Origin of the sequence: Acetobacter estunensis (assembly GCF_019083805.1) — a bacterium.
GTDB lineage: Bacteria > Pseudomonadota > Alphaproteobacteria > Acetobacterales > Acetobacteraceae > Acetobacter > Acetobacter estunensis_A.
Map to the genome: position 1 here is coordinate 243994 of NZ_JAHRDV010000001.1, position 24932 is coordinate 268925.

The 24932-nt window shown below is 61.9% G+C and carries 21 protein-coding genes; 8 read left to right on the forward strand and 13 right to left on the reverse strand.

Annotated elements, in window-relative coordinates; all coding sequences use genetic code 11:
* Positions 1-154: 154 nt before the first annotated feature.
* From KUA11_RS01290 to KUA11_RS01340, 11 genes are all read right to left on the reverse strand, one after another.
* Complete coding sequence (locus tag KUA11_RS01290) at positions 155-508, reverse strand: DUF1491 family protein (RefSeq protein WP_217408850.1); 354 nt, start codon at positions 506-508, stop codon at positions 155-157.
* Positions 505-2208 carry a S41 family peptidase gene (locus KUA11_RS01295; protein WP_254454600.1) on the reverse strand — a complete coding sequence of 568 codons (1704 nt, stop codon included), beginning with the start codon at positions 2206-2208 and terminating at the stop codon, positions 505-507. Before KUA11_RS01295 ends, KUA11_RS01290 begins: the two co-directional genes overlap by 4 nt.
* Positions 2209-2436: 228 nt before the next feature.
* Positions 2437-4146: an RNB domain-containing ribonuclease gene (locus tag KUA11_RS01300; RefSeq protein ID WP_217408852.1), complete on the reverse strand. Its 1710-nt coding sequence runs from the start codon at positions 4144-4146 to the stop codon at positions 2437-2439.
* An 18-nt stretch (positions 4147-4164) separates the two neighbouring features.
* Positions 4165-6876: a type I DNA topoisomerase gene (gene topA, locus KUA11_RS01305; protein ID WP_217408853.1), complete on the reverse strand. Its 2712-nt coding sequence runs from the start codon at positions 6874-6876 to the stop codon at positions 4165-4167.
* A gap of 36 nt (positions 6877-6912) precedes the next feature.
* On the reverse strand, positions 6913-8058 hold the full coding sequence (gene dprA / locus KUA11_RS01310) for a DNA-processing protein DprA (RefSeq protein ID WP_368040902.1): 1146 nt from the start codon (positions 8056-8058) through the stop codon (positions 6913-6915).
* Positions 8059-8083: 25 nt separating this feature from the next.
* Positions 8084-8722: a glycerol-3-phosphate 1-O-acyltransferase PlsY gene (gene plsY / locus KUA11_RS01315; RefSeq protein WP_217408854.1), complete on the reverse strand. Its 639-nt coding sequence runs from the start codon at positions 8720-8722 to the stop codon at positions 8084-8086.
* A complete protein-coding gene (locus tag KUA11_RS01320) occupies positions 8719-10014 on the reverse strand; it encodes a dihydroorotase (RefSeq protein ID WP_217408855.1) in 1296 nt (431 codons plus the stop codon). The genes plsY and KUA11_RS01320 overlap by 4 nt, the downstream gene beginning before the upstream one ends.
* Positions 10011-10979, reverse strand: a complete 969-nt coding sequence (locus KUA11_RS01325; RefSeq protein ID WP_217408856.1) for an aspartate carbamoyltransferase catalytic subunit — start codon at positions 10977-10979, stop codon at positions 10011-10013. The genes KUA11_RS01320 and KUA11_RS01325 overlap by 4 nt, the downstream gene beginning before the upstream one ends.
* Positions 10972-12375 carry a glutamate--tRNA ligase gene (gene gltX, locus KUA11_RS01330; RefSeq protein ID WP_217408857.1) on the reverse strand — a complete coding sequence of 468 codons (1404 nt, stop codon included), beginning with the start codon at positions 12373-12375 and terminating at the stop codon, positions 10972-10974. The genes KUA11_RS01325 and gltX overlap by 8 nt, the downstream gene beginning before the upstream one ends.
* 142 nt (positions 12376-12517) lie before the next feature.
* Entirely contained in the window at positions 12518-14008 is a 1491-nt protein-coding gene (locus KUA11_RS01335) for a sodium:solute symporter family protein (protein ID WP_217408858.1), read from the reverse strand.
* Positions 14005-14184: a DUF3311 domain-containing protein gene (locus KUA11_RS01340; RefSeq protein ID WP_166313363.1), complete on the reverse strand. Its 180-nt coding sequence runs from the start codon at positions 14182-14184 to the stop codon at positions 14005-14007. Before KUA11_RS01340 ends, KUA11_RS01335 begins: the two co-directional genes overlap by 4 nt.
* Before the next feature lie 99 nt (positions 14185-14283).
* On the opposite strand from KUA11_RS01340, the gene KUA11_RS01345 reads away from it, so the two are divergent.
* The 3 genes from KUA11_RS01345 (at position 14284) to KUA11_RS01355 (ending at position 19508) form a co-directional block, all read left to right on the forward strand.
* Positions 14284-15723, forward strand: coding sequence for a protein adenylyltransferase SelO (locus KUA11_RS01345; protein ID WP_217408859.1), 1440 nt, complete (start codon positions 14284-14286; stop codon positions 15721-15723).
* A 182-nt stretch (positions 15724-15905) separates the two neighbouring features.
* Positions 15906-18752, forward strand: a complete 2847-nt coding sequence (locus KUA11_RS01350) for a DNA translocase FtsK (RefSeq protein WP_217408860.1) — start codon at positions 15906-15908, stop codon at positions 18750-18752.
* Positions 18753-18758: 6 nt separating this feature from the next.
* Positions 18759-19508 (forward strand): RluA family pseudouridine synthase, encoded by a 750-nt coding sequence (locus KUA11_RS01355; RefSeq protein WP_217408861.1) that lies wholly within the window; start codon positions 18759-18761, stop codon positions 19506-19508.
* A 13-nt stretch (positions 19509-19521) separates the two neighbouring features.
* On the opposite strand, the gene KUA11_RS01360 is transcribed toward KUA11_RS01355, so the two are convergent.
* Positions 19522-20661, reverse strand: coding sequence for a glycosyltransferase family 32 protein (locus tag KUA11_RS01360; RefSeq protein ID WP_217408862.1), 1140 nt, complete (start codon positions 20659-20661; stop codon positions 19522-19524).
* Positions 20662-20821: 160 nt separating this feature from the next.
* Here KUA11_RS01360 and thiO point away from each other — a divergent pair, with 160 nt between their 5' ends.
* The 5 genes from thiO to KUA11_RS01385 all read left to right on the forward strand — a co-directional run bounded on the left by thiO (position 20822) and on the right by KUA11_RS01385 (position 24089).
* Entirely contained in the window at positions 20822-21784 is a 963-nt protein-coding gene (thiO, locus tag KUA11_RS01365) for a glycine oxidase ThiO (protein ID WP_217408863.1), read from the forward strand.
* Positions 21785-21868: 84 nt separating this feature from the next.
* On the forward strand, positions 21869-22066 hold the full coding sequence (gene thiS / locus KUA11_RS01370) for a sulfur carrier protein ThiS (RefSeq protein ID WP_166313357.1): 198 nt from the start codon (positions 21869-21871) through the stop codon (positions 22064-22066).
* 7 nt (positions 22067-22073) lie between these two features.
* Positions 22074-22844, forward strand: coding sequence for a thiazole synthase (locus KUA11_RS01375; RefSeq protein ID WP_217408864.1), 771 nt, complete (start codon positions 22074-22076; stop codon positions 22842-22844).
* Positions 22841-23458, forward strand: coding sequence for a thiamine phosphate synthase (locus KUA11_RS01380; protein ID WP_217408865.1), 618 nt, complete (start codon positions 22841-22843; stop codon positions 23456-23458). The genes KUA11_RS01375 and KUA11_RS01380 overlap by 4 nt, the downstream gene beginning before the upstream one ends.
* 115 nt (positions 23459-23573) lie before the next feature.
* A complete protein-coding gene (locus tag KUA11_RS01385; RefSeq protein ID WP_217408866.1) occupies positions 23574-24089 on the forward strand; it encodes a hypothetical protein in 516 nt (171 codons plus the stop codon).
* On the opposite strand, the gene KUA11_RS01390 is transcribed toward KUA11_RS01385, so the two are convergent.
* Positions 24090-24908 carry an N-formylglutamate amidohydrolase gene (locus KUA11_RS01390; protein WP_217408867.1) on the reverse strand — a complete coding sequence of 273 codons (819 nt, stop codon included), beginning with the start codon at positions 24906-24908 and terminating at the stop codon, positions 24090-24092.
* Between the last annotated feature and the right edge of the window lie 24 nt (positions 24909-24932).

Sequence of the window (24932 nt, forward strand, 5' to 3'; positions counted from 1 at the left end):
CCGTTGTTCGTGCAACTCGCAAAGAGATGTATCCGCCCTGCACACACGCCTGCGCGCCGCTCCGTTACGTGACAATCAGCCCCTAAAAGGTCGGACAGTTCCGCTTCGCCAAAGCAAAGCCACGCAAGGTGTAACTTTTCCGCAACATGTATTGTCAATCCTGTAGCACCTGTGCCTCAAAAGGCGGTTCAAGATCCTCTGTCTCGAACTCCAGCACCCACAAATCCGGATCGCGCCGGACTTGTCGGTCCACATAAGCTGCGGCCTCTTCTTCAGAAACGGGAGCGATTCCCGTGCCTCTTATCCATGCGCGGCGACCTTCTCCCGTGATCGTGCGCGTCAACACCACGGCCTGTCGCGCACGGTTCACGAGGATCGCAAGCACCCCGCCCGCATCCTCGTCTCCCTTGCGCAGACGCACGGCTCCCCGCCCGCTCATGTTCGCCTGACGTAACACAGCGGACACCCACAGCCCTGTCTTCAGACGTGGCTCGTCATGCTCTCTCATTCTGCGGCAGCTTCTTCCAATCCGGTGTCTTCGGGCATCATGGCCAGCGCCGCGGAATAAGCCGTATGATTTTCGATAAGGGAACGCGCCAGTTCGAGATCGAGATCGCTGCCAAGGGCCGCAGGACACGCCTTGCGAATGTCGAGAATACGCGACACCCCCACCGGATAGCGCACATTGCGGGACGCGAGAACAGCGGAAGAATCGGCCGCCTTGCCCGCCTCCAGCGCTTTGAGCTGCCGCTCTGAGTCCAGCGCCCCCCGACTCGTACACAATTGCGGCATCACGCCCAATCCCTGCAAAGGCCACCCCAAAGGCGCGATCACCCGGCTCCACGTCACAAACAGTTCTCCGCGATCCGGCAACTGCGCCACAGTCTGCACCAGCCCCTTGCCCAGAGTGGAACTCCCCACCACCACCGCACGCCGGTGATCGGCCAGAGCTGCCGCCAGAATCTCGGCGGCACTTGCGGTCCGCCCGTCCACCAGCACCACGACAGGCAGATGATTGAGCATGTCACCGCCCTGCACAGCCCAGACATGATTGGCTTGCGGATCCCGTCCCTTCGTGATGGCGGCCACGCCATTGTCGAGAAGAAGAGCCGCAGCCGTAACCGCCTGTTGTAGAACCCCACCCCGGTTACCGCGCAGATCCAGCACCACGCCACGTAGATGCCGGTCCTGTGTCGCCTGATCGAGATATTGGCTCATCTCCTCCGCCGTTTCGGATGAAAAGGACGTCAGGCGAAGAATAACCATGGAACCGGAACTGAACGCGAAAACCGTCTCGGGCGGCACACGGGCGCGTTGAAACGTCAATGTCCGCATTCTGTGAGACACAGGAGAGAAGAAGCGCACGGATACCCGGCTGCCTTCTTCTCCCTCCAGCATGTCGCGAACTTCCGTCGCACTGCGCCCCGTCACACTACGTCCGTTCACCGCCAGGATATGGTCTCCCACATCCACGCCTGCGGGCCATGCCGGCCCGTTGGTGTTGACAGCACTGACCACGAACGCACGTCCGCTTCGGGTCCGTCCCCCGGAATGAGACGGCATTTCTACGGTGCTTTCGGTCACCGCCAGTCCAAGGCCAGCCTGTGCGCCGCTGCGCCGCGTCCGATCCGTCTCGGCAGGTGCCGGTGCTACATACCGGGAATAGGGGTCGAGATGATTGAAGATTTCATCGAAGACACTCTGCGTAAGCCCTGTTTGTCCGGCCGTCCTGAGAGTGTCCGAATGTTGCCATGCCGCGGCAAGCAGATCGGTCACGACATCCGCCCATGCCCCGACATCCGTCTCCAGCGGCACAGGGCGACGGATGAGAACATCCTGTCCCTGCATGAGCACAAGACCGTCCGGTCCTTCCGCCACATGCAGCGCTGGATCCAGCGCACCGATCCCCCCCAGTCCCCACAGCGAAAACTGCCGGGCTGTGTGGGGTTGAAGCGTACGGGGAGAGAGAAACTCCATGGCCGTCATAAACACAGAATGCAAAAGTGTCGTGTCCGGCCCCATACCTACCGCCACAGGCGCATCAGTCGTGGCAGATGCGGAACCCTGTGTTGCGGGAGCAATGCTCTCCGTGGCGGGCGCAACAGCAGCTTGCGCACAGGCAGCCGTCACCAGCAACCAGACCACCAGAAGAAGAACCGATGAGGTCAATCGGGCGTAACCACGCCGCAAGCGGACGCAGGCAGACATAAAACTCTGCCGCCGAAGGCGTTCCACCATCCTCAATGCGTGACGACCAGGCGGACAGTTCCTTACAGAAGGATCAAGCCGTCTCGGACGTCTCCGAAAAACGGGCGACATCGTACTGTCAGCTTCTCGGGAGAAGACGCTATTGCGGCCGAACACGCCCACTCTCCCTCACCCGATTCCCCGTTGATCCACTTTCGAAAAACAGCAGACCGGTTGTTCTCTCATCCGTCAACGCGACCTGCTGCCGGACGGGGTCGCATTCGTAACATGGCCGCCACGTTCTGCAACCTCGCCACACCATGTCAGCAGTCGCGCGGATGACACAGCCGCCACGCAAGCCGCCCGCCCCTCCGTTGCCGCCAGATGGACGGCAAGCGCTGCGCGATCCTCTTCGAGCTCTTCCACACCATCGAACAGGCTGCGATGACACAGCAGATCGGCGTACCGGCGGATAGGACTGGTGACATGCGTATACACATCCAGCGCCAGTGCGTGATGGGGAGCCGGGCATGGAGATGCAAACGCAGGCAGGCGACTGGGGTTCACTCCCTGTCCTTTGGGATGGACACGGAACAGCCCCGCATGAGGCGCATTGCGCATGAGTCGAGCCGCCGCATGATTGGCCATCACCATGAACCGCTCGATCATCCGGTGACTGGCCAAAGACACATCGCAGTAAGGAATGGGCTGCCCGTTTTCCCAACGGAATTGCGGAACCGCTTGCGTATCCTCACAGCGGGTTACGCCGCGCCGCACCTCTACTGCAGCAAGAGCCCGATCGACCGCACGTAACGCCCCGATCATGGCAGGCGGAATACGTTGCGGAGGTTTCTCCTTCCCGTCGAGCACGGCCTGCATCCGCTCATAGGTCAGGCGCGCGTGACTGCGCATGAATCCACGGCGCAGTTCAGCACCTTCCAACTCTCCACCTGCCGAGAGGCGTAGATCGAAGAGAACACAGGGCCGGCCCTCATTCGGGCGCAAAGAACACAGATCTTCGGACAGGCGTGGCGGCAGCATCGGCACCACCCGGTCCGGCAGATAAACCGAATGCCCACGACGCCGCGCCTCACGATCGAGGGCCGAATCTTTGGTGACATAATGCGCGACATCGGCAATGGCGACGACGAGGCGCAATCCTGTCTCCATCTCTCCGGCCCAGACCGCATCGTCAAAGTCACGAGCGTCCACGCCATCGATGGTCAGCAGTGGTAACTCACGCACATCCAGACGACTCTGTTTTCTGGCCGTCGCCTCATCCATCGGCTGGCAGGCTGCGGCTTCGCGCAACACCTCATCGGGAAAAACTTCAGGAAGTCCGGCTTCAAGCTGACATGCCAGCATGAGCGTTGCAGGCTGGTCCTGAGTGCCCAGAACGCGACGGATACGCCCATCGGGCGCGCGCATCACCACACTGCCCGTGCCCTCCATCGCGGATGGATCGGTCAAATCCACCCCTTCCGGGGCGCAACAACCATCCACCGTGCGCAAGACGCCTATGGTTTCGCCCCCATCCGCATCCAGAAGGCGCAGCACACGCCCGGCAAAGCGCCCCGGCCCCAAGGAAGTAAGGCGGGCCAGCACCCGGCTTGCCAGACGCGGGCGCACAAAATGGACAGCATCTGTACGCAAAAAGACGACTGGCGGAATCGCGCCTGCCAAGGGTGGAGCTTTTGCAAACCACGCGATCAATCCACCGTGGCGGTCCTGCCCCGTCACCACCAACTCCGCCACGCGCGGAAGATCACGCATCCCGCGCAACTGCCCGGCCAGTGCGGGATCGCAGAACACACCCTCCAGCGTCATTTCCCGCAGCAGCGCCTTCAATGCGCCCTTGGCGGAAGGAGCAAGTCCCAGACGCCGCAGGATTTCTAGAGGCGTGAGGGGTTCCTCAGCCTGACGCAAAAGACAAAGAAGCGCATCCCGGTCCAGAGACATGCGCTTCCTGTCCCCCCGTCATTCAGCCTCGGGAGCGGCCTTCTTCTTCGCCGGAGACTTGCGGGCTGCGGGCTTCTTGGCAGCCGTGGTTTTCTTTGCTGGTGTCTTACGCGGTGCCGCTTTCTTCGTAGGCTTCTCCTCATCTCCCTCCGCTGCAACCTTCTTGGAAGACGCTTTTTTCGTCGTCGCCTTCTTCTTGGTGGCCGCTTTACCCTTTGCCTTGAGCGGCTTGCCCTTCTCGGCCAGCAGCGCGAGCGCGCCGTCGAGTGTCACATCGTCCATGCTCTCGCCGCGCGGCAGGTTGGCCACCACCTGACCGTGCTGCACATACGGTCCGAACCGCCCCTTGCGCACCATCACCGGCTCACCATCCTTGGGATGCGCCCCCAGCGTGCGGATGGAGGCCATCTTCTTGGCCAGAGCATCAACTGCGCGGTTCAGGCCCACGGTCAGAACGTCGTCGTCCTTATCTAGGGAGCCGTAAATCGCTCCCATCTTCACATACGGCCCGAAACGTCCGAGACCGGCCTCGATCGGCTCCTTGAACTCAGGGTGAATGCCCACGATGCGCGGCAGGCTGAGCAGCCCCACGGCTTGATCCAGCGTCAAACTCTCAGCGGTGAGACCACGCGGCAGGGAGGCTCGCTTGGGTTTGGCTTTCTTGTCCTCAGGGTTGGGTTCTCCCTGCTGAACATAAAGCCCCCACGGCCCACGCTTGAGTGTGATGTCCTCGCCCGTCACCGGATGCTGGCCCAACAGCTTCATGCCATCCTTGAGGCCATCCGCGCCATCGCCCTCTCCGCCTTCGACGGCCAGTTTGCGGGTGTACTGGCACTCCGGATAGTTCGAACAACCGATAAACGCGCCAAACCGCCCAAGCTTCAGCCCGAGCCGACCGGTGCCGCAGGACGTACACCGACGCGGATCGGAGCCGTCATCGGTCGGCGGGAAGAAGTGCGAACCGAGATCCTGATCCAGCGCGTCGATCACCTCCGTGATCGTCAGATCCTTTGTCTGCGCGACAGCAGCCGAGAATGCCTGCCAGAACGCGCTCATCACCGCGCGCCAGTCGGCCCGGCCACCCGAGATGTCATCGAGCTGTTCTTCAAGGCCGGCCGTAAACTGCGTGTCCACATAGCGCTCGAAGAACGAGACGAGGAACGCCGTCACCAGTCGCCCGCGATCCTCGGGAACGAAACGCCGACTCTCGAGCCGCACGTAATTGCGATCCCGCAGCACACCGAGAATGGAGGCATAGGTGGAAGGACGACCGATGCCGATCTCTTCCATCTTCTTGACGAGCGAAGCTTCAGAATAACGCGGCGGCGGCTGGGTGAAATGCTGCTCCGTGTCCACTTTCTCGCGCTTGAGCGGGTCGCGCTCGTTCATCGGCGGCAACATGCGGCTCTCATCGTCCGCTGCCTTGTCGGTTTCGTCACGCCCCTCAGAATAGAGCTTGAGAAAACCGTCGAATGCGATGATCGAGCCATTGGCTCGCAGCACGGTGCGACCCGGCTGATCGGCGACATCGACCGCCACCTGATCCAGTTCCGCCGACTGCATCTGACTGGCCACTGCGCGCTTCCACACCAGTTCATAAAGCCGACGCTGATCGTCCGTCAGATGGCGCGCAACAGACGCGGGCGTGCGGCTGACATCCGTAGGCCGGATCGCTTCATGCGCTTCCTGTGCGTTCTTGGCTTTGGTGGTGTAGATTCGCGGCTGCGGCGGCACGTAATTCGCACCGAAATCCTTACCGATGTGACGGCGGATATCGGTAATCGCCTCTCCCGCCATCGTGACGCCATCGGTTCGCATATAGGTGATGAGACCGACTGTCTCGCCACCCAAATCGATACCTTCGTAAAGCTGCTGCGCCGTACGCATCGTGTTCTGCGCGCCCATGCCCAGCTTGCGCGAAGCTTCCTGCTGCATGGTGGACGTCGTGAACGGTGGCGGCGGATTGCGCTTGACCTTCTTGCGCTCGACCGACTTGACCGCGAACGTACCGCCGAGCACGGCGTCGCGGGCGGCGTGCGCCCGTTCCTCATTGTTCAGGTCGAACTGATCAAGCTTCTTGCCGTCCAGATGCGTCAGACGTGCAGTAAAAGGCGCGTTGCTTGGCGTCAGGAACGTCGCGGTGACAGTCCAGTATTCACGCGGCTTGAAAACCTCAATCTCGGCTTCCCGCTCACAGATCAGGCGCAGCGCCACCGACTGCACGCGCCCCGCGCTCTTCGAGCCGGGCAGCTTGCGCCACAGCACCGGCGAGAGCGTGAAGCCCACCAGGTAGTCCAGCGCACGACGGGCGAGATACGCCTCGATCAGCGGCATATCGAGATCGCGCGGGTGCGCCATCGCCTCGCGGATCGCGCCCTTGGTGATCTCATTGAAGGTGACACGCCGGACTTCGACGCCCTTGAGCGCCTTCTTCTCTTCCAGCATGGCGCGGACATGCCACGAGATCGCCTCACCTTCACGATCCGGGTCAGTGGCGAGGTAGAGCGTATGTGCGCCCTTGAGCGCCTTTATTATGGCCGCTACCTGCTTCTGGCCACGCTCGTCGGACTGCCACTTCATGGCGAATCCCTCGTCGGGCAGCACGGAACCATCCTTGGGGGGCAGGTCACGCACATGCCCGAAGGAGGCCAGCACGGTGTAGCCATCACCAAGGTACTTGTTGATCGTTTTTGCCTTGGCAGGCGACTCAACCACGACGACGTCAGTCATGTTCTCTCCGGGCCCGCGTCGATCCGAAGCGTACGATCACTCCATTTCGGCAGGCAGCAACTGGACAACGGCTCCTCCGGGCAGCATCTCCACCCGGCCGGCAAGCTCCAGCTCGGTCAACACCGCAAGAACCGCCGAGACCGAGAACTGGCAGCGCCGAACCAGATCGTCAACCGGCACAGGTGTGAAGGACAGCAGCTCCTTCATTCGTGTCCGCACGATTTCCACGTCCTGCGCCGCCAAGCTGGGCGGTCCCCGCCATGCCGCCTGCTCCTCGGAAAAACCCTTTCCGAACAGATACCCTCCCGTCGTTTCAAGCCGAAGATAGGGCACAATATCGCTGATGTCCTCCACCAGATGCGCGTGCTTGCGCAACAGGTCATTGCTGCCCCGGCATCGCGGATCGAGCGGCGATCCCGGAACAGCAAACACAGCCCGACTGTAGCGATCCGCCAACTCCGCCGTGATGAGACTGCCCGAACGCAGCGCGGCTTCAACCACCACCGTGCCAAGTGTCAGCCCTGCGATCAGCCGGTTGCGACGGGGAAAATGCCGCGCCTGCGGCTGGGTGCCCAAAGGCGCTTCCGTGACGATGACACCCTTTCGGGCAATCAGCTCCTGCAGAGACGCGTGCTCAGGCGGATACACCACATCCAGACCACCCGCGATGGCCGCCACCGTGCTGCCCCACTGAGGAAAATCACCATGCAGCGCCCCCTTGTGCGCGGCACCATCAATCCCACGGGCAAGCCCCGAGACAACCGTGATTCCGGCATGAGACAATTCGGTCGCCAGACTTTCGGCCAGACGCATCCCTGCCGCTGAAGCGTTTCGCGCCCCCACCATGCCAATGCTGCGCTCAGCGTTCAGGCACGCCACATTGCCAAGCACGGAAATAATGGGGGGCGAATCCGGAACTTCCGCCAGAAGCGCGGGATAATCCGGGTCATGCAGCGTGAGTATCCGGCCACCGAGAGCCTGCGTTGCCTCGATCTCGCGCAGGATATCGGCCTCGTCCGCTATTTTCAGCGGCCCTTTCCGGCCACCACGCCGAGCCCGTTCCGGCACGGCGTCCAGCGCGCGCTCCGGACAACCATGCTCGGCCATCAGCCGCCGCCACGTCACCGGTCCGACATTCTCTGTGCGGGCCAGACGCAGCAGCGCTGGCAGATCAGGATTCACGCGAGACCTGTCTTGCGCGCGGTAATCATTTACCGGACTGCCCGATCCGCGGCTCGGTGCCCTTCAGAAGCCGCGCAATATTGGCGCCATGCCGAAGAATGACGACCAACGCGATGAACAGGCCCGCCAGAGGTTTCTGAGACTGAGTGAAGGAGTGCCCATACAGAAAGAACAGCATCAGCGGCATGCACGCGAACGCCAGCAACGCCCCGGCGGACGAAATACGCGTGATCTTTGCACCGACCAGCCAGATCAGGCAGCAGGCCAGCCCCACTACAGGGGACATCGCCAGCACCACACCCAGACCCGTCGCCACACCTTTGCCGCCGCGAAACCCCAGCCATACTGGATAACAGTGGCCCATTACCGCGAAAATCGCTGCGACCGCCATGGCTCGGTCGCCCAGTTCCGGTGGCGTCATCACCCACGCCACCAGCACCGCGAACGCGCCTTTGAAGCCGTCTAGAAACAGCGTCAACGCCGCAAGTTTCTTGTTGCCCGTGCGCAGAACATTGGTCGCGCCAATATTGCCAGACCCGATCTGGCGAATATCGCCCTGACCGGAAAGCGCTGTCAGCACCAGCCCGAACGGCACGCTGCCAAGAAGGTAGGACAGGAAAGCAACACCGATCAGCAGCGTGACGGGCGATTCGATCAGATTCACGCCACGCCTCCGAACACGCGCCGCCCACGCTTCCACGTCCCGAGCACCTTGCCTTCCAGCGCGCGACCATCGAACGGTGTGTTCTGCGCATGACCGGGCAGTTCGCCCGCCACCACACGCCACGCGCGATCGGGCTCGAATAGGCAAAGGTCCGCAGCCGCCCCCTTTGCCAGCGTCCCCACCCCTTTCACACCCAGCAACACGGCCGGACGGCAGGTGAGATAGGCCAGAGCGTCCAGTAGTGACAGCGTGCCATCGTGATAGCGTGTGAGCGTGACGCCCAGCAGCGTAGCCAGCCCCGTACCACCGGCCGAAGCCTGAGCAAAAGGCAGACGCTTGTCGTCGGCGTCACGCGGCGCATGATCGGACGCGATGGCATCGATGGTGCCATCCGCCAGTGCCGCACAGATCGCCAAGCGGTCTTCCTCACGACGTAGCGGCGGAGAGAACTTGGCGTAGGTACGGAAGTCTCCGATCGCGGTCTCGTTCAGATCGAAATACTGCGGTGCCGTGTCGCAGGTGATGCGCAGACCGCGCGCCTTGGCCTGTCGGATCAGTTCCACGCCCTCACCCGTCGAGACATGGCCGAAATGCAGTCGTCCACCCGTCATCTCGGCAATACGGACATCGCGCGCGATCATGATCGCTTCTGCCGCCGTCGGAATGGCGGGCAGGCCCAGACGCAGCGCAAGCTGCCCTTCCGTGGCGCAACCGGACCCGGCCAGCGTCGGCTCTTCGGGATGCTGCACGACCATCGCGTCAAACGCGGAAGCATAGGTCAGAGCCTGTTTCATCAACCGTGCGGTCTCAATCGCCCGTGAGCCGTCTGTGAACGCCACAGCGCCCGCTTCCGCCAGCAGGCCGATCTCCGCCAGTTCACCGCCCTGACAACCCTTGGTCAGCGCGCCATAGGGCAGGATCGAAACATGTTCTGGCTCTTCACCGCGCCAGCGCAGCATCCGTACCATGGCCGGATCGTCGATGGCGGGAGAACCGGTGGGAAGAACGGCCACCGTTGTCACGCCGCCAGCAAAGGCCGCACGGGAAGCGGACTTCACGGTCTCACGATATTCGTGCCCCGGTTCACCGATCTCAACGCGCATGTCCACAAGGCCGGGACACAGCACAGCGCCCTGCCCATCCACAACGTGGACACCCTCTGGCGTGCCTTCGGCTTCGGGCAGATCATGCCCCGCAATAACGCCGTCACGCACCAGCAAACGACCCGGCCGGTCCAGTTTGGTCGCCGGATCGATCAGGCGCACGTTCTCGAAAAGAATGTCCGCGCTCATGATCGGCTGCTCCGCTTGCTGCGCGAAAGAAGGTCCAGCACCGCCATGCGGACGGCCACGCCCATTTCGACCTGCTCACGGATCACGCTCTGATCGGAATCCGCAATCTGGCTATCGATCTCCACACCGCGATTCATCGGCCCCGGATGCATCACCAATGCGCCGGGCTTCGCCAGTTCAAGACGGCGGCGATCAAGGCCGTAGAAACGGAAATATTCACGTGCGCTGGGCACAAGACCGCCCGACATGCGCTCGCGTTGCAGACGCAGCATCATCACCACATCGACGTCGCGCAGACCGTCCTCCATGCGGTGATGCACCTCCACTCCAAGGCTTGCGAGAGAGCGCGGCACCAGCGTCGGCGGCCCGACCACGCGCACGCGGCAGGCCATGGAGGTCAGAAGATGGATATTGGAGCGGGCCACGCGCGAATGGGCCACGTCACCGCAGATCGCGACTGTCAGTCCCTCGATCCGCCCGAGATGACGACGGATGGTGAGCGCATCGAGCAGCGCCTGCGTGGGATGCTCGTGCGTGCCATCACCCGCATTAATGACGGACGCATCCACCTTCTGCGCCAGCAACGCGGGCGCACCGGACTGCGCATGGCGCACCACCAGAAGATCGGTCCGCATGGCGTTCAGTGTGGCGGCCGTGTCGAGCAGGGTCTCGCCTTTGTTCACGGAGGACTGGGCGACCGACATGTTCACCACGTCCGCGCCAAGCCGCTTGCCCGCAAGTTCAAAAGACGTGCGCGTGCGCGTGCTGTCCTCAAAGAACAGATTGATGATAGTCCGCCCACGCAGAAGGTCGCGCGGCGTCTTGCGCGAGCGGTTCATCAGGACATAGCTCTCCGCGAGATCGAGGATCGGCTCGATCCGGGAGGGGTGCATGCCCTGAATCCCGAGAAGATGGCGGTCCGAGGGACCGAAGAAACGGGAGCCCCCGGACTGCCCTTCAGCCATTCTGAACGGCTCCTATCCGCGCCAGAACCTCATCGCGTCCCAAAGCCGCCACGGTCGCATCGATACCGGGCGATGTCGTTGTGCCGCACAGGGCCGCGCGAAGAGGCTGCGCCACTTTACCTAGCTTCAGCTCATGCTTTTCCGCGAACACACGTAGCGCCGCATCCACATGCTCGGCGTCGAACGGATCGACCACAGCAAGATCACGCGCCAGTTCACCCAGCATGGCGCGGTTCTCAGGTGTGAGCTGCTTCTCGGCCTTGGCATCGAAGGACAGCGGCACCTGCCGTCCAAGGAACGCAGCGTTGTCGGCCAGTTCCACCAGCGTGCGGGCGCGCTCTTTCAGACCCGGCATCAGCGCACGGACGCGGGCACGGGTGATCTCGCCCGTATCCACGCCTTCGCGTCCATTGAGGCGTTCCATCACGTCATTGGTCAGACGGTCATCGTCCGCCTCACGCAGATAGACGGCATTGACGTGCTCAAGCTTGGTGTAATCCATCCGCGAGGCCGAACGCCCGACGCCCGAGAGATCGAACAGACGGATCTGCTCATCACGCGAGAGAATCTCGGCATCGCCATGGCCCCAGCCAAGACGCAGCAGATAGTTGCACAACGCTTCCGGCAGATAGCCCATTTCGCGGAACTCCACGACGGACTGCGCGCCATGGCGCTTGGAGAGCTTCGCGCCATCGGGACCATGGATGAGCGGCAGATGCGCGAAACGCGGAGCCTCCCAGCCCATCGCGCGGTAGATCATGAGCTGACGGAAGGTGTTGGTCAGGTGATCGTCGCCACGGATCACATGCGTGATCTCCATGTCGTGATCGTCCACCACCACGGCGTGCTGATAGGTCGGCGTGCCGTCGGAGCGCAGGATGATCATGTCATCCAGCTCTGCGTTGGCCACACGGACTTCACCCTGCACCAGATCCTCAATCACCGCCTCGCCTTCACGCGGGGCCTTGATGCGAATGGCATAAGGCGCGCCAGCGGGCGCTTCGGATGGATCGCGATCACGCCACATGCCGTTATAACGCGGCGGGCGGCCTTCAGCCTGCGCCGTCTCGCGCATCTCTTTCAGTTCTTCGGGGGTACAGAAGCACTTATAGGCCTTGCCCTCGGCCAGAAGCTGAAGGGCGACCTCACGATGACGCTCTTCCCGCGCGGACTGGAAAACGGGTTCTCCGTCCCAGGTGAGACCCATCCATTTCAGGCCGTCAAAGATCACGTCCACCGCTTTTTGCGTGGAGCGTTCCTTGTCCGTGTCCTCGATGCGCAGGACGAATTGTCCGCCACAATGGCGCGCATAGAGGAAATTGAAGAGGGCGGCCCGAGCGTTGCCGATATGCAGCAAGCCGGTCGGAGAAGGGGCAAAGCGCGTACGAACGGTCATGGACGGCTCCATATCACGGAGCCCGAAGGGCTGCCATGGGGAAGGAGATGAGGCAGGATTTCGATCCTGACACAACACGAAAACGTCCGCCCCCAAAGTTAAGGGCGGACGCTCAAGCAAACTCGGATGCTGTGAGAGTGGCTTACTCTGCCGCGACAGTCCGGGAGCGACCGAAGGCGAACACCGAACAGGCGCACACTACGACAATATTCACTACCAGCGCGATCAGCCCCGTGGACACCAGCATGGAATGCTCACCCATACCCAGCGCATGCACCGGCTTGAGACCATCCGCCCAGCACATGCTCAGCCCCACGATGTTGCCAACCACCCATCCCGCCAGCATGGCCGCCGATGAGAAACGCACCTTGAGCAACCCAAGGATCAGCGCCGGGAAAGTCTGTAGAATGATGACACCCCCAAGAAGCTGAAGATCGATGGCGAATTTCGCGTTGAGAAACAGCACGCACAAAAGTGCGCCCAGCTTCACACCGAAGGCCGCGATCTGAGACGTCCGCACCGATTCCAACCGCTTGGGCAGGATGTTATGCGTGAGCAGATTGGCCGCACCGATGGCCATGACCGCCGCAGGCACCAGCGCGCCGATGGCAATCGCCGCGAACGCGAAACCCGCAAACCAGTCCGGGAACAGCTTGAGAAAGAGATACGGCACGACCATCGAGCTGACTTTCGTGTCGATCCCCGCCACATGCGCCATCATGCCCAGCATGGCGATCAGGCCCAGCACGATCGTGTAGATCGGCAGAAACACCGCGTTCTGTTTCACCGTATCGGCGGACTTGGCGGCAAGAATGCCCGTCAACGTGTGCGGATAAAGGAACGCCGCGAGTGCCGAGGATAGAGCCAGAGTGGCATATGGCACCATCTGACCGGACGGCAGCACATGCGTGGCGTCGGGCAGAGGCACGAAGCTGTCCATGACCTCGAACATATGGCCATAGCCGCCAAGATGCATCGGGATCAGTGTCACAGCGGCGATGACGGCGATGTAGATCATCACGTCCTTGATAAAGGCCGTGAGCGCCGGGGCATGCAGACCACCAAGCCATGTGTAGGCTGCGAGCGAGAAGAACGCGATGATGAGCGGAGCATCGCCGGGCAGGCCGAGCGCCTGCACCACCGTGCGGATGCCGATCAGCTGAAGCGCGATATAGGGCATGACCGCAATCAGCCCCGAAAACGCCACCGCCAGTTCAAGCGTGCGGCTGCTGAACCGCGCGCGGATGATGTCCGCCGCCGTCGCATGACCGCCCTCATTGGCGATTTTCCATAGCTTGGGCATCACCAGAAAAATGAACGGATAGACGATGATGGTGTAGGGCAGCGCAAAGAAGCCGTAAGCCCCCACAGCATAGACCAGCGCTGGCACGGCGATGACGGTATAGGCCGTGTAGAAGTCACCGCCCACAAGGAACCACGTCACCCACGCACCGAAGCCGCGGCCGCCAAGACCCCAGTCCTCGGTGCCGTGATGCGCGTCCGCACTCTTTTTGGCGCTGCTGGAAAACCATTTTTTCCAGTGCGTGACCGTCGTGCCCGCGACGATCGTCACGCCGAAAAAGAGAACGAAGACAACCAGCGCCACCGTATCGGCCGAAGGAACGCCGTTCATGACTGCGCTCCTTTCTTCCAGGCCAGCCAGATCAACACCGACGTCACCGGCACCCAAGCGAACTGGTACCAGTAGAAGAACGGGAAGCCCAGCAGCACGGGCGTGCGGAAATTATAGAACGGCACCCACAGCAGGCCGACGAACGGCGCCAGCAGCAACACGTTGAAGATTTTCATGTAGCGCCCAGTTTTTATTATTTTGGTTTGGCGGACAGCTCCAGAGTGTGAAATGACCACACCGAAGTCAACAACACATGAGCGGGAGGAATGAGTCTGATGTCATTTTCGCCACAGTACAGCCCCGCCACCGATCACACCCGTCTAGGTGATCTGTTCTACGACGTCGTGGAGCCCGCCCGGTTCCCGCAGCACATCCTGCGCTATCGCAACCAGCGCGCCGCCGCGTCCGTGGGATTGGACACGCTGACAGATGAGGAATGGATCGAGCATTTCGGACGGTTCTCTCCCCTTCCCGGCTCGCTCCCTCATCCGCTGGCCCTGCGCTATCACGGCCACCAGTTCCGCCAGTACAACCCTGACCTAGGGGATGGGCGCGGCTTCCTGTTCGCACAACTGCGTGACACGAGCGGACGGCTGCTCGACCTTGGCACCAAAGGCAGCGGCCGCACCCCATGGTCACGCGGCGGTGACGGGCGGCTGACCCTCAAGGGCGGCGTCCGGGAAGTTCTCGCGGCGTCCATGCTGGAAGCTCTGGGCGCGGACACTTCCCGTGCCTTCAGCCTGATCGAGACGGGCGAAAAACTGGACCGACACGATGAACCCTCTCCCACCCGCTCGGCCGTTTTGGTCCGACTCGGGCATTCCCATATCCGCATCGGCACATTTCAGCGCCTCGCCGCCCATGCGGAGACAGCGGCCATCGGCAGGCTCATCACCTATGTTCTGGAAACCTATTATCCCGAACTGACCGTGCCGGAAGGCGACAGCGGGGCGCTCATGCTGTTCGAGGCGGTGTGCGAACGAGTGGCGCGCACCGGAGCGCAATGGATGGCCGCAGGCTTCGTCCACGGCGTTCTGAACACAGACAACATTGCCATCACGGGCGAGAGTTTCGATTACGGTCCATGGCGTTTCCTTCCGCGCTTCGAGCCGGGTTTCACCGCCGCCTATTTCGATCATCAGGGTCTTTACGCCTATGGCCGCCAGCCAGCGGCACTGGGATGGAATCTCGCCCGACTTGCGGAATGTCTGCTCGAATTCGCGCCCCATGCCGGATTGACGGAGATTCTTTCGCGTTTTCCAGCCCGTTACGAAGCGGAACTCGACGCGGCATGGATACGGCGACTGGGCGTTGCTCCGTGCGATGAACACTCCGATCGCACTCTGCGGCAGGCTGTCACATTGTTCATGGAGGAAAGCGGCATCCCCTTCGATGCGCTGCCGTTCGACTGGTTCGGCGGCGGCGCAAGCACGGAACGGGTAGCGGCCAGCCCGCGTGCGCCTTTTTACCAGCGTTCGGATTTTGCCCCCGTTCGGACAGTCCTCGAAAAGCGCACCCCTGCCGCAGGTGTCACGCTGGATCATCGCTATTTTGCCGGGAATACGCCCTGCACCATGCTGATCGACACAGTGGAATCCCTATGGACGCAACTGGCCGAGCACGACGACTGGGGCACATTGGAGGCGAAACTCGCCCAGATCGACGAGATGGCCGTCGCTCTTGGAAACCGCTCGCCTGCCCCATCTTCGCCCTGAAGCCGTCATCACTTCGCCTCCGCAGCCCGGGATTCAGACAGGAAATCTTTGCTTTCCGCCATTATTGACAGGCTTCGGGGCCGTTCCTGACCTTCAAGGAACGGGCGGTTCAGGCTATGGTCGCGCATCGCGGCCCGCGCCGCACTCCCCGAACACGAAACCGTAACGTCAGGACCAGTTACTTGGCGCGTCTCAGCCGCTTCCTTCCCGACACCCTGTCCTCTCCCGACACCCGCTCCACTCTGCGACGACGGGGAGATGAGCTTGGGGGCATCCTTCTGTGGATATTCGCGCTCACCTTCCTTCTCGCCTTCGGGAGCTACAACCCTCTCGATCCATCGCCTGACGTGTCCACGTCACGGGCCGCCACCAACCTTCTGGGGGCGCCCGGCGCATGGGTCGCGGATGTGCTGATTCAGGGGATTGGCCTCGCGACGGGTCTGCTGGTCATAGCGCTGGTGGCGTGGGGGTGGCGCATTTTCCGCCATCGCGGATTGAGCGTGTTCGTTCTGCGCGCGGTCGCGCTGATCTGCCTGCTGCTCGTCGCGGCGGCACTGTTGGCGGCCGTTCCCATCCTCGTCACGGCCATCCATCCGCCCGCATGGCCGTCCGACGCCGGGATCGGTGGTGGTATCGGCGCCAGTATCGCGCGGGAAGCCGTAGCGGCTGGCATGTCGGCCATCGGGCCGGCAGGCGGCGTCATCATCTGGGTTCTGGGGCTGATTCTGGCCCTGCTTCTCGGCGCCCTCGCCTTCGGTCTCGATCGCCGGGAATGGCATGTGATCGGCCGCACGACCGGACGCGGCCTGCTCATCGTCGGACGCCAGCCCGGACGTCTCGCCCGCATCATCATCGCGCGTCAGCGGCGCGGTCTGCCATCCGATGGCAGCACTGCGACCACGCCGCAAAATTACGAACCCGCCTCCGACAACGCATTCTCCAGCCCGGTCGCTGCGATCCGGCGCTCATGGATTCCACGCAGGGCGAAAGCTCCGGCTTCTCCGCAGCCCCCTATAGCCACCCGTCGCTATGAGGCTCCTGTCGCGCCTGCGAACATGTCGCCCATGCACCCCAATCCGCAGCCCACGGGACAGGAAGTGGCCCTGTCCGCTCCTTCTCCCCAGTCGCTGCCGGCAAATCGACCAATGGGGCGTCGCCCCTCACACTCCGGACAGGAAGAAGAAGACAAGCCCGTTATTTCCCTGCCGGGACCAGCACCCGATCAACCCGTGCGCGCCATGACCGCGATGGACACGGCACCTGCTTCCTCTGCGGTGCCATCGCGAGTGGAGCCGACACCGGAACCCGAGCCAGCCGCGCAGGTTCATCTCGCACCGCAGAGCGATCCTGCCCCCCACCCGCTGCAGGACACCGTGCCGCCCCACGCGCCTCGCGAACCTGTGGCCGACACCGGTCGCAAATCCTTTCTTTCGCGGCTTTTCCCCGGCAAGGACGAAAGCGCTGCTTCCGGCAAAGGAAATGCCAGCGCCCGGGCGGATGCGTCCGGCAATGGGCAGGGGTGGGTTTTGCCCCCCATCTCTCTTTTACGCGCACCGCCGCCTTCGCGCGCCGAGCAGATGCCCACGCGCGAACTGCTGGAAGCCAATGCCCGTCTTCTTGAGACGGTTCTGGCCGATTTCGGCGTGCAGGGACGCATCGTGGACCTTCACCCCGGTCCCGTCGTGACACTGTATGAACTGGAACCGGCGCCCGGCATCCGCTCCGCGCGGGTGATCGGGCTTGCCGATGACATCGCGCGCTCACTCTCTGTGCTCAGCGTGCGCATCGCCACTGTGCCCGGCCGCAACGTAATCGGCATCGAAGTGCCGAACGCCACGCGCCAGACGGTCTATCTTTCGGAACTGTTCAACCAGCCGGAATGGATCAACACCACAGGCAAGCTTGAACTGGCTCTCGGCAAGGACATCGCGGGCGAGGCCGTGTTCAGCGATCTGGCCCGTATGCCGCATCTGCTCGTAGCCGGCACCACAGGCTCGGGTAAGTCGGTGGGCATCAACGCCATGATTCTCTCGCTGCTCTTCCGTCATTCGCCGGATGAGTGCCGCCTGATCATGATCGATCCGAAGGTGCTGGAGCTTTCGATCTATGACGGCATCCCACATCTGCTGACGCCGGTGGTGACGGAACCCAACAAGGCCGTGACCGCCCTCAAATGGGTCGTGCGTGAGATGGACCGTCGCTATCGCGCGATGGCCCATCTTCAGGTGCGTAACATTGGCGGCTACAACGAACGCGCCGCACAGGTGCGCGAGCGCGGCGAGGAAATCACCCGCCGCGTCCAGACCGGCTACGATCCCGAAACCGGCAACCCGATCTTCGAGGAGCAGTCTCTCACGCTGGAGCCGCTGCCCTACATCGTCGTCATCATCGATGAGATGGCCGACCTGATGATGATGGCAGGCAAGGAAATCGACGCCGCTGTCCAGCGTCTGGCTCAGAAAGCGCGTGCGGCAGGCATTCACGTCATTATGGCCACCCAGCGCCCATCGGTGGATGTCATCACCGGCACCATCAAAGCCAACTTCCCTACACGTATTTCCTTTCAGGTCATCAGCAAGTTCGACAGCCGCACCATCCTTGGCGAACAGGGAGCGGAACAACTTCTGGGTCAGGGCGACATGCTGTTCATGCAGGGCGGTGGGCGCATCACCCGTGTCCACGGTCCCTTCGTGGCGGACGCGGAGGTGGAAGCCGTCACCGAGTTCCTGCGTGAACAGGGTGAACCGATCTATGACGAAGACGTCATTTCCGAACGTGAGGAAGAAGGTCCCGGTGCTGCTTTCGACACGGGAAGCGGCGATGGGGATTCGAGCCTCTACGACAAGGCCGTGGCCATCGTCATCCGAGAGGGCAAAGCCTCGACCTCTTTCGTGCAGCGCAACCTCTCCATTGGTTACAACCGCGCCGCTAAGCTGATCGAACAGATGGAGAAAAGCGGCATCGTCAGCGCCGCCGATCATGTGGGACGCCGCAAGATCCTCATCGGACGCGGTGCGGGAGAGGAATAGACGGGCATGAAACCCCGCTTCCCCCGCGCTCAGCCGAAAGAGAGGGTTGTGCCCTCCGGTGCCATCCTCCCCTTCCCCATCCTGTTTTCAAGCCCGCAGGCGCTTGTCATCGACAAACCCGCCGGATTGCCCGTGCATCCGGGACCGCGAGACGGTCCAAGCGTAGAGGACTGGTTTCCGCTCATGAGTCGCCGTCGGGACGGACCTTGGCTGGCACACCGACTGGACACGGACACCGCAGGCTGCCTCGCCATCGCCCTGCGCAAACAGACGCTGCTCGCGATGCAAACGTGCTTTGCCTCCGGTCAGGCGCGCAAGACGTACTGGGCTGTGGTGGAAGGCGTGCCGGATGAGAGCGGCGAAATCGACCAGCCACTGCGCAAGGTCAGTTCCCCGACCTCAGGCTGGAAAATGGAATTACACCCTTCCGGACAGGCCGCCCGCACAAGCTGGCGGCGGCTGGGAACGGATGGGCATATCTCATGGCTGGAGCTGACCCTGCACACCGGCCGCACCCATCAAGCCCGAGTGCACTGCGCGGCTCTCGGCACACCGATTCTGGGCGACCCGGTTTATGGAACCCGCACGCCCGACCTCAGCATGCTGCATCTTTTCAGCCGTCGGCTCGAACTGCCTCTGGCGGTTCCGATCGCAGCGACGGCTTCTCCACCTGCTCACATGCTGACGGCGCTGGCACGCTGCGGCTTCAGGGAAACACTGCAGCCTCAGAACGGAAGCCTTCTGGCTCCCTCCTGACAACTGCCGGGCGTCAGTTGCTGACGCCGTGCCAGGACTTGCCCTGGAATTTGTATTCTACATGCAGCTCTTCGATCACTTCCGAGAACACGTGGTTGTCGTAGGTAATCATGGAAGGAAGCGCGCGGGTGCGGTTGAAGTCCGCGTGGAAGGTGCGATTCAGGCCACGCTCAAAGGGGCCGGGACCGGTCTTGTAGGGAATGTACAGGCTGGGGAACAGGTAGCAGTTGCGGTACAGCGACAGCAGCACATCCCCCAAGATCGGACTGTTGGCCACGGAGCCGAAGAAATCGTTATGCACCACGCAATCATGCGTGAGCAGGAACACATGCGAATGATGCTGTGAGAGACGCCCGAAGAACACCTCTTCCGAACGAATGCGGATATCTGCGTCCAGCCACCAGCCACCCAGCGCCTGAATCACATGCACGCGCAGGAAATCTGCTGCTTCCGCCGGATGGCGCATCCCCATGAAAAGGTTCCGTGCCTCGACGCCATACACCTCGTAAAGCCACTGGGCGGCCTCGGCCTGATTGAAGGTCTTGACCTCCAGCCCCTTGAGAGAGCGGTGATATTCGAAATTGCGCTCAACCTCTTCGGGGGTCTCGTTATCCCAGTACATGTAGATTTTGCGTGGGATTAACGCGCTCGGCACGCGGACGTCCGCCACGCCATTGTGCATCTGCTCCTGATAGAGGCGGTTCACCACCTCCAGATAGAGCCGGTCGCACTCCTCGCCCGTATGGAACTCATCGTAGCAGTTACCCATCATGCGGGTCGCCTTGACGAGATCGCCCGTATTCCATGCGGTGCGAATGCCCGCGATGTAGTTGTAGAGGGGAATGGACAGTCCCTTAAGCGCTTCCATGTCCTCATCGCTCAGCGGCAGGCCCGCCTTGAGCTGGCAGAGCAGACTGACATGCAAGAGGATATGAGCGCCGGGATGCTGATCGGGCGACTTCGAATGAAGTTCATAGCCGATATGATAAACGCGCGCCGCTTCCGCCACACAGCGGTCGGTGTGCAGGATGTTGGCGAGATGAAACGCCGCCTCCACCGTCCCACAACCATGCTCATTGTAATAAGCTATGGCGCGCTCGTTATTTGCGAGATCGGAGGGGCTCAGTTGCGGTGACTGCACCGTGTCGGACATTCCATTCTCTCCGAAGTCGCTATGTTTTCACGTTTTCTCTACCAAATCCTGCCGTCATGACAACCTGCCATCTGACAGGATAGCCGGTGGAACGTAACTCTTAACAAAACGTCCGCCTGCCGCCATCGTGCGCCACGTTCAAGAAGGATGGGAGAAAGAGATGGCCAGCCCCCCGAAAGTTCTGGTCCGCGGCGCAGGTGTCGCCGGGCTGGTGACGGCCGTTACTCTCGCACTCCGGGGCGCGAAGGTCACGCTTATCGAGTCGGGGCCAAAAGTGGGATCGGGGGCGTCATGGATGGCGGGCGGAATGCTCACCCCATGGTGCGAGGCCGAATCCGCTCCTGCCGAAGTCACAGAACGCTCCGTCGATTCGCTCGGCTGGTGGCAGGCCAACGTGCCCGATGTGCAGGCTAATGGCAGCCTTGTTCTGGCCCCTCCCCGTGACACGGCGGAGATTGCCCGCTTTGGGCGACGCACCAGTCATTTCGAGACCATCGGTCCAGACGAGATTGCCAGACTGGAACCCGACCTCCAAGGACGGTTCGCCAAAGCCCTCTTCTTCCCCACGGAAGGCCACCTGGACCCACGCGAAGCTCTCCCAGCCCTCGCCAGCCGCCTCGTTGCCCTTGGTGGCATGCTGCTGACCGACAGTCTCGCTCCGCCGGATGAGAGTTTCGATTGGGATGTGGACTGCACCGGCCTCAACGCCCGCGCGCACCTCGACCATCTCCGTGGCGTGCGGGGAGAGATGATCCTGCTCCGCTGCGCTGACGTGACGCTTCATCGCCCTGTCCGCCTGCTGCATCCCCGTATTCCCATCTACATCGTCCCGCGCAGGAACCATCTCTTCATGGTGGGCGCCACAATGATCGAGAGCGAGAACGATGGTCCCATGACCCTGCGTTCCATGAGTGAACTTCTGAACGCCGCGTGGGTTCTTCATCCGGGCTTTGCGGAAGCCGAAATCCTTGACATGGGAACCGGGCTACGGCCGTCCTATCCCGACAACATGCCGCTCGTCACACAGGAAGGACGCCACATCTTCGTTAACGGCATGTATCGACATGGCTATCTGCTCTCGCCTTGGCTGGCCCAGCAGGTGGAACACATCGTCTTTGCGTGACATGCCTCCAGCTTGCGTCCCGGCCACGAACACCCCAAGTGTGGCGGGAACCAACCCAATCCTTCAAAGGGCGATGAGGTCAGCATGAACATTGTGGTCAATGACGAACCCAAGGTCGTGGCCGCCCGCACGCTCGCGACGCTGATCGGTGAACTCGGTCTGGCCGATGCTCGGATTGCAACGGCTGTGGATGGTGCATTCGTCCCCGCCTCCGGACGGGAGAATCTGGCACTGACGGACGGCATGAAGATCGAGATCGTGGCGCCAAGGCAGGGAGGCTGATCCTTCGATGCTCTTTTATGGCGTCTCGCTCGCCTCTCCCCTGATGCTGGGCACCGCCCAGTATCCTTCCCCAGAGATTCTGGCTTCCGCCGTGCGGGAGGCGCAGGCGGGCGTCATCACGGTCTCGCTTCGCCGCGAATCGGCCGGACAGAAAGCCGGGCAGGCATTCTGGTCTCTCATCCGCGAACTGAACGTGCCTGTTTTGCCCAACACGGCCGGCTGCCACACCGTCAAAGAAGCCGTAACGACGGCGCATATGGCGCGCGAAGTCTTCGAGACGGACTGGATCAAACTCGAAGTGATCGGGGATTCCGACACGCTTCAGCCAGATGTGTTCGGACTGGTGGAAGCGGCTCGCATTCTCTCGGAAGATGGGTTCAAGGTTTTTCCCTACACCACGGAAGATCTCGTCGTGGCCGAAAGGCTTCTGGCGGCGGGATGCGAAGTGCTGATGCCATGGGGGGCACCCATCGGCTCGGGACGCGGCCTGAACAACGTCTTCGGACTGCGGACTTTGCGTGCTCATTTTCCCGAGGTTCCGCTGGTGGTCGATGCGGGTATCGGTGTGCCCTCTCACGCCGCACAAGCTATGGAACTGGGCTATGACGCGGTGCTCATCAACACCGCCGTTGCCAAAGCCGGTGATCCGGCGGTCATGGCGCGGGCTTTCCGTCTGGCCGTGGAGGCCGGAAAGGCCGCCTTCGAAGCCGATCCGATGGAAGCGCGCGACATGGCCGCCCCCTCAACACCTCTTCTTGGAAGGCCCATGCTGGCATGACCACTTCCCGCCATTTGCCGCAACGTATCTACCCGGTTGTCGATCGCGCATCCTGGATTGACCGTCTTGGAAAGGCGGGCGCGCGCTTCATCCAGCTTCGCATCAAGGACAAAGCGGGCCCCGAATTGCTGGAAGAAATCCGCGAAGGGCTGAAAGCTGCGAAGACGCATGATGTCACGCTCGTCATCAATGATTTCTGGCGCGAAGCGCTCGAATGTGGCGCGACACATGTTCATCTCGGTCAGGAAGATCTCGATACGGCGGACATGAAGGCTCTGCGTGCGGCCGGGATTGGCGTGGGAATCAGCACTCATGATGTGCCTGAACTGGAACGCGCCCTCTCCTTCGCTCCGTGGTACGTAGCGCTTGGGCCGATCTGGCCCACAACGACCAAGGAAATGGCGTTCGGTCCGCAAGGAACGCAGCGTCTGACCGAATGGCGCGAGCGCATTGGTCCCGACATGCCGCTGGTGGCCATTGGCGGCATCACGCTGGAGCGTGCCCCCGCGTGTCTCACGGCTGGGGCCGATTCCGTTTCCGCCATTTCGGACTTCATCCGCCACGCCGATCCCGAAGGACAGGTCCGGAAATGGCTTGCTGCGACCCATTCCTGAACTTTTTGTTCCGGATTTAAATCTTCTTCAATCGCTGTCACCGATCATCCAATGCAGGTGATCGGATCGGGGTTCGGTGTCGGCAGTCCATGTCATTTCGAGAGCAGCACGGCTGTTGGCTGCCTTATGTATCGGCTACACCGTAACGGGAGACCTGCGGGTCGCGCGTGCGGAAGGTGCATTCAACACTCACGATCTCACCATCCTTGGAGAAACGCTGCATTTCATCGTGCCGCCACCTTCCGGCGTGGTTAAGGTCGCTATTGCCTTCGACCCCAATGTGCCCCAGTCCCGTCAGGAAGCGGAGCAGATCAAGGAGGCTTTTGGCGGAGACCTCTCGATTGCGGGGATGTCTCTTCAGCCTTTTTCCGTCAGTTTGTCCGCTCTCGAAGCCACACCTTTCGCTGTCGTCATCGCGACCGAGGGCACAGGAACCGCCATTCTTCAGCATGCCGTCGTCACCCATCACGCTGTGTGCGTGACCGGGCATCTCAGCGATGTGACGAATGGCACCTGCCAGATTTATCTGACGTCCCAACCCAGCGTGGACATCCGTCTCAATGAGGCCGCAACGGAAGCGGCTGACGTGCATTTCGCAACCGCTTTCCGCATCATGGTCCACACCCTCTGATTAGCTCCCACGCAGGCGATGACGCACTTCCTGTGCCGTTGCGGCAATGACACGATCCACACTGTCTACGATGCGGACATTGAGCCCGAACCCGCCACCGTTGCGTGGGTGCATGTAGAGCGTCCGGCAGATTTCCAATTGGATGGCCTGCATGCCTTCTCGGGGACGACCGTAATGCGTGGTGATGTACCCCCCCGCAAACGGATGATTACGTGCCACCTGAAACTTCTGCTCCCGCAAGACTGCAGCAATGACACGAGACATTTCCCGGTCGCAGGACGTTCCGTAACGATCCCCGATCACACAATCGGCACGCGATCCCTCCACACCGGGGGGCATGGAGTGAACATCCAGCAGGACACAAAAGCCGTAACGCTGCCTTTTGCTTTCAATAAGTTCGGAAAGCGTCTCATGATAGGGCCGCCAAAAACGCTGCAAGCGCTCGGTGACCTCTTCCATCGATAGTCGTGTCGCATAGAGCAACTGCCCTCCCGACACGACGCCAGGCACACTTCCCAGCCCCGCCAACCCACGAGACGTCGGCGCACATCCTGATTTGGACACATCACTGATCATGCGCGGGTCGATGTCCATACACGCCCGGTTCACATCGCAGACCACGCGAGGAAAGTTGGCGTGCAGCAGCGTCGCACCATGAGATGGCGCTGACGCCACCAAGGTATCGACGTGAAAATCTTCACTCGTCCGCAGAACATTTAGAGGAAGACGACACCGCTCAAGAAAAGCCGCTTCATAATCCCGCCCGGAATGAGGAGAGGACACAATGAGAGGCAGATCGCGGTCTGCAGGAGGCGACACGACAGAAACCGCCGATCGTCCTCC

What these genes read in the sequence shown, in the direction of transcription:
- topA (WP_217408853.1), bottom strand. Translation starts at nt 6,876, where the DNA reads ATGACTGACGTCGTCGTGGTTGAGTCGCCTGCCAAGGCAAAAACGATC.
- gltX (WP_217408857.1), bottom strand. Translation starts at nt 12,375, where the DNA reads ATGACCGTTCGTACGCGCTTTGCCCCTTCTCCGACCGGCTTGCTGCAT.
- thiS (WP_166313357.1), top strand. Translation starts at nt 21,869, where the DNA reads ATGAACATTGTGGTCAATGACGAACCCAAGGTCGTGGCCGCCCGCACG.
- KUA11_RS01295 (WP_254454600.1), bottom strand. Translation starts at nt 2,208, where the DNA reads ATGTCTGCCTGCGTCCGCTTGCGGCGTGGTTACGCCCGATTGACCTCA.
- KUA11_RS01335 (WP_217408858.1), bottom strand. Translation starts at nt 14,008, where the DNA reads ATGAACGGCGTTCCTTCGGCCGATACGGTGGCGCTGGTTGTCTTCGTT.
- KUA11_RS01380 (WP_217408865.1), top strand. Translation starts at nt 22,841, where the DNA reads ATGACCACTTCCCGCCATTTGCCGCAACGTATCTACCCGGTTGTCGAT.
- KUA11_RS01300 (WP_217408852.1), bottom strand. Translation starts at nt 4,146, where the DNA reads ATGTCTCTGGACCGGGATGCGCTTCTTTGTCTTTTGCGTCAGGCTGAG.
- KUA11_RS01355 (WP_217408861.1), top strand. Translation starts at nt 18,759, where the DNA reads ATGAAACCCCGCTTCCCCCGCGCTCAGCCGAAAGAGAGGGTTGTGCCC.
- KUA11_RS01325 (WP_217408856.1), bottom strand. Translation starts at nt 10,979, where the DNA reads ATGGCTGAAGGGCAGTCCGGGGGCTCCCGTTTCTTCGGTCCCTCGGAC.
- KUA11_RS01290 (WP_217408850.1), bottom strand. Translation starts at nt 508, where the DNA reads ATGAGAGAGCATGACGAGCCACGTCTGAAGACAGGGCTGTGGGTGTCC.
- KUA11_RS01320 (WP_217408855.1), bottom strand. Translation starts at nt 10,014, where the DNA reads ATGAGCGCGGACATTCTTTTCGAGAACGTGCGCCTGATCGATCCGGCG.
- KUA11_RS01360 (WP_217408862.1), bottom strand. Translation starts at nt 20,661, where the DNA reads ATGTCCGACACGGTGCAGTCACCGCAACTGAGCCCCTCCGATCTCGCA.
- KUA11_RS01340 (WP_166313363.1), bottom strand. Translation starts at nt 14,184, where the DNA reads ATGAAAATCTTCAACGTGTTGCTGCTGGCGCCGTTCGTCGGCCTGCTG.
- KUA11_RS01375 (WP_217408864.1), top strand. Translation starts at nt 22,074, where the DNA reads ATGCTCTTTTATGGCGTCTCGCTCGCCTCTCCCCTGATGCTGGGCACC.
- KUA11_RS01345 (WP_217408859.1), top strand. Translation starts at nt 14,284, where the DNA reads ATGTCATTTTCGCCACAGTACAGCCCCGCCACCGATCACACCCGTCTA.
- thiO (WP_217408863.1), top strand. Translation starts at nt 20,822, where the DNA reads ATGGCCAGCCCCCCGAAAGTTCTGGTCCGCGGCGCAGGTGTCGCCGGG.